The organism is Kitasatospora sp. NPDC091257, assembly GCF_044757675.1.
GTDB classification, from domain to species: Bacteria; Actinomycetota; Actinomycetes; order Streptomycetales; family Streptomycetaceae; genus Kitasatospora; species Kitasatospora lactacystinica.
Map to the genome: position 1 here is coordinate 1 of NZ_JBIVVI010001104.1, position 3,053 is coordinate 3,053.

Genomic DNA, 3,053 nt, shown 5'->3' on the forward strand with positions numbered 1-3,053 from the left:
CGCGGTGGAGGGGAAGTGGAGGTCGCGGCCGGCCATGAAGTGGGCGTTGTCGGTGTAGTAGGCGTAGTCGTGGCCGCGGGTGAGTGGTCGGCCCGCCGGCAGCGCCGCCGGACCTGGCGGAGCTGCCGCACCTGCGCCTGGTCACGGCGGCGGTGGCGGACTGGGAGCCGGAACGGTCCTACGACCTGATCACCTGTGTGCACGGGCTGCACTACCTCGGCGACCAGCTCGGTGCGATCACCCGCGCCGCCTCCTGGCTGACCCCGGACGGCCGGTTCGCCGCGCACTTCGACCCGGAGTCGGTGCGCCGCCCGGACGGCTCCGGCGCGGCCCGCGCGGTGGTGGCGGCGCTGCGGGCGGCCGGCTTCGAGTACCGGGCGCGCCGGCACCTGCTGGTCCTGGACGGCGGGCGGGAGGTCGCGCTGCCCTTCGCCTACGCCGGAGCCGACCCGGCGGCCGGGCCCAACTGGACGGGTCAGCCGGCGGTCGGGTCGTACTACCACTAGTGGGCGTGTGCGCCGGGGTGCGGGGGTGCCGCACGGCATTGTTGAACGTTGAACGCAACGTCCGAATACCGCCGGAGGTTTGAAGCCCGTCGGACCAGGATCGAGTCATGTCCGAGATCGGAACGAGGAGTTCTGGAGATATGACGATGAACGGTGCGATGGTGCTCGACGGCAAGGTGGCCCTGGTGACCGGTGGCAGCCGGGGGATCGGGGCGGCGGTCGCCCTGCGGCTGGCCGAGGACGGCGCCGACGTGGTGGTGACCTACCAGGGCGGTGCGGAGCGGGCCGAGGAGATCGCCGCGAAGATCACCGCGATGGGGCGGACCGGCTGGGCCGTACGGGCGGACAGCGCCGACCCGCAGGCGGTGGAGGGCGTGGTCGAGGCCGTCGTCGAGCGGTTCGGGAAGCTGGACGTCCTGGTGAACAACGCGGGGGTCGGCGTCCTCGGCCCGATCGGCGACCTCACCCTGGCGGACGTCGACCGGGTGCTGGAGGTGAACGTCCGGGCACCCTTCCTCTACGCCCGGGCGGCCTCCGCGCACCTGGCCGAGGGCGGACGGATCGTCACCGTCGGCAGCTGCATCGCCCAGCGCGTCGCCTTCCCCGGCGCCACGCTGTACGCGACCAGCAAGGCCGCGCTGATCGGCCTGACCAAGGCGCTGGCCCGGGAGCTCGGGCCGCGCGGGATCACCGCCAACCTGGTCCACCCGGGGCCGATCGACACCGACATGAACCCGGTCGACGGCCCGTCGGCGGAGTTCCAGAGCGGGCTCACCGCGCTCGGCCGCTTCGGCACCGGCGCGGACGTCGCCGCCGCCGTCGCCTACCTGGTGGGCGAGGACGGCCGGTACGTCACCGGCGCCGAACTGGCGGTGGACGGCGGCTTCGCCGCCTGACGCGCGGGGCCCGGCGGGCACGGTGTCGTGCCGGGCGGTTGTCGGCGCCCGCGCTTACGATCGCCCGGCACGACCCGTGCTCCCGTACCGGGACCCCGTACCGAGAGGTGTGCCATGACCGCAGCGGAAGACCCGATCGGGCTGCTCGCCCGGGCCCTCGCGCAGACCGCCGGGCTGATCGACGGCACCGGCGTCGAGCTGGCCGGCCACCCGACGCCCTGCCGCTCCTGGGACGTCGGCGACCTGATCAGCCACCTCCTGCACGACCTGCGGCAGTTCACCGTACGGGCGAAGGGCGGGCAGCCGGACTGGTCGCAGCCCTTCGAACGGGTCGAGGAGGACTGGCTGCACGCCTTCGAGGCCGGGGCGGAGGAACTGGTCGACGCCTGGCGCGCGGCCGGCGACCTCGGCGGCACCCTGGAGGTCCCCGGCTTCGGCGACCTGCCGGCCCGCTTCCCGGTCGACCAGCAGACCGCCGAATTCGCCGTCCACGGCTGGGACCTGGCCCACGCCACCGGCCAGTCCACCGAGGGCCTGGACCACGAGGTCGCGCTCGCCGCGCTCGCCTGGGCCGGTGGTGCGCTCAAGCCCGAGTACCGCGGCGCGGAGGAGGAGCGGCACGCCTTCGGCCCCGCCGTCGCCGTCCCCGACGACGCCCCGGCGTACGACCGGCTCGCCGCCTTCTTCGGCCGCGACCCGGCGGCGGGCCTGATGAGTTAGGCAGGGCCTGCCCGCGGACCCCCGGCCGCGGGGAGCCGCGCACCCCGGCGCCGCGCCCCGGGGCCGGCGGTTCCTACGGGTGGCTCCAGCGGAACTCGATCTCCGGGTGGCGCGGCGACGGGCCGTCGAGGAGCGGGGAGGGGCGGTCGCGCAGGAAGCGGTCGGCGAAGGCCCGGACGTAGGTGCGGGTGAGCGCGGTGGCGCGGGCCGGGGGCAGGGTGCCGAGCAGGGCGGTGACGACCTCGGCGGGGAGGTGGTCCGGGAGGTTGCCCGGGGCGGCGGCGTGCGGCAGGTCGGTGAAGCTGAGGTGGCCGGCGCCCAGGGTGCGCAGTTGGCGGCCCCAGGCGCGGTGGTGCTCGCGCCAGCGCTGCCAGGTGTCGTGGTCGTCGAGCGAGGTGAGCAGCAGGAACGGGCGGTCCAGCCCGAGCTCCGGGACGGGCGAGCCGAACAGGCCGCCGTCGAGGTCGAGGCCGATCCGCAGGCGCCGGTCCTGACGGAGCGCCTCGGCGGCCGCGGCTCCGCCCATGGAGTGGCCGAGCACGCCGATCCGTTCCTCGTCGATCCGGAACGGCAGCCGGCGGCCGGTCAGTTCACCGATGACGAAGCGCAGGTCGCCGACCCGCGCGGCGATCTCCTGGCGCTCGGCGGCGTCCCAGTCCGGCGGGTCCTCCGGCAGGACGCTGAGCACCAGCCGGCCGTCCGGGAACTCGACGGCGGCCGCGTCGTAGGTGTGGTCGACGGCCGCGACGAGGTAGCCGTGCGCGGCCAACTCCTCGGCCAGCGCGGTGCAGTTGCTGCGCCCGCCCTTGCGGCCGTGCCCGAGCAGCAGCAGGGGTCTGCGGGTCGGCGTCCTGGTGGTCGCCGTGGTCTGCGCGGGCCTGGCGGTGGCCGTCGCCGGACCGCTCGGCATGATCGCGCTCGCCGCGCCCGA

4 protein-coding genes are annotated in these 3,053 nt (G+C 75.5%); 3 read left to right on the top strand and 1 reads right to left on the bottom strand.

Going from position 1 to position 3,053, the window contains the following annotated elements:
* Nucleotides 1-83 precede the first annotated feature (83 nt).
* From ACIQOV_RS34920 to ACIQOV_RS34930, 3 genes are all read left to right on the top strand, one after another.
* Nucleotides 84-506 carry a class I SAM-dependent methyltransferase gene (locus tag ACIQOV_RS34920; RefSeq protein WP_401054871.1) on the top strand — a complete coding sequence of 141 codons (423 nt, stop codon included), beginning with the start codon at nucleotides 84-86 and terminating at the stop codon, nucleotides 504-506.
* Nucleotides 507-646: 140 nt separating this feature from the next.
* Entirely contained in the window at nucleotides 647-1,402 is a 756-nt protein-coding gene (locus tag ACIQOV_RS34925; RefSeq protein ID WP_380547030.1) for an SDR family NAD(P)-dependent oxidoreductase, read from the top strand.
* Between the two features lie 114 nt (nucleotides 1,403-1,516).
* A complete protein-coding gene (locus tag ACIQOV_RS34930) occupies nucleotides 1,517-2,122 on the top strand; it encodes a TIGR03086 family metal-binding protein (protein WP_401054872.1) in 606 nt (201 codons plus the stop codon).
* Nucleotides 2,123-2,195: 73 nt separating this feature from the next.
* Here ACIQOV_RS34930 and ACIQOV_RS34935 read toward each other — a convergent pair.
* Nucleotides 2,196-3,053 (bottom strand): alpha/beta hydrolase family protein (locus ACIQOV_RS34935; protein ID WP_401054873.1); only part of this gene is annotated, 858 nt, incomplete at its 5' end.

Coding starts and splice junctions, on each gene's coding strand:
- ACIQOV_RS34930 (WP_401054872.1), top strand. CDS start 1,517: ATGACCGCAGCGGAAGACCCGATCGGGCTGCTCGCCCGGGCCCTCGCG.
- ACIQOV_RS34925 (WP_380547030.1), top strand. CDS start 647: ATGACGATGAACGGTGCGATGGTGCTCGACGGCAAGGTGGCCCTGGTG.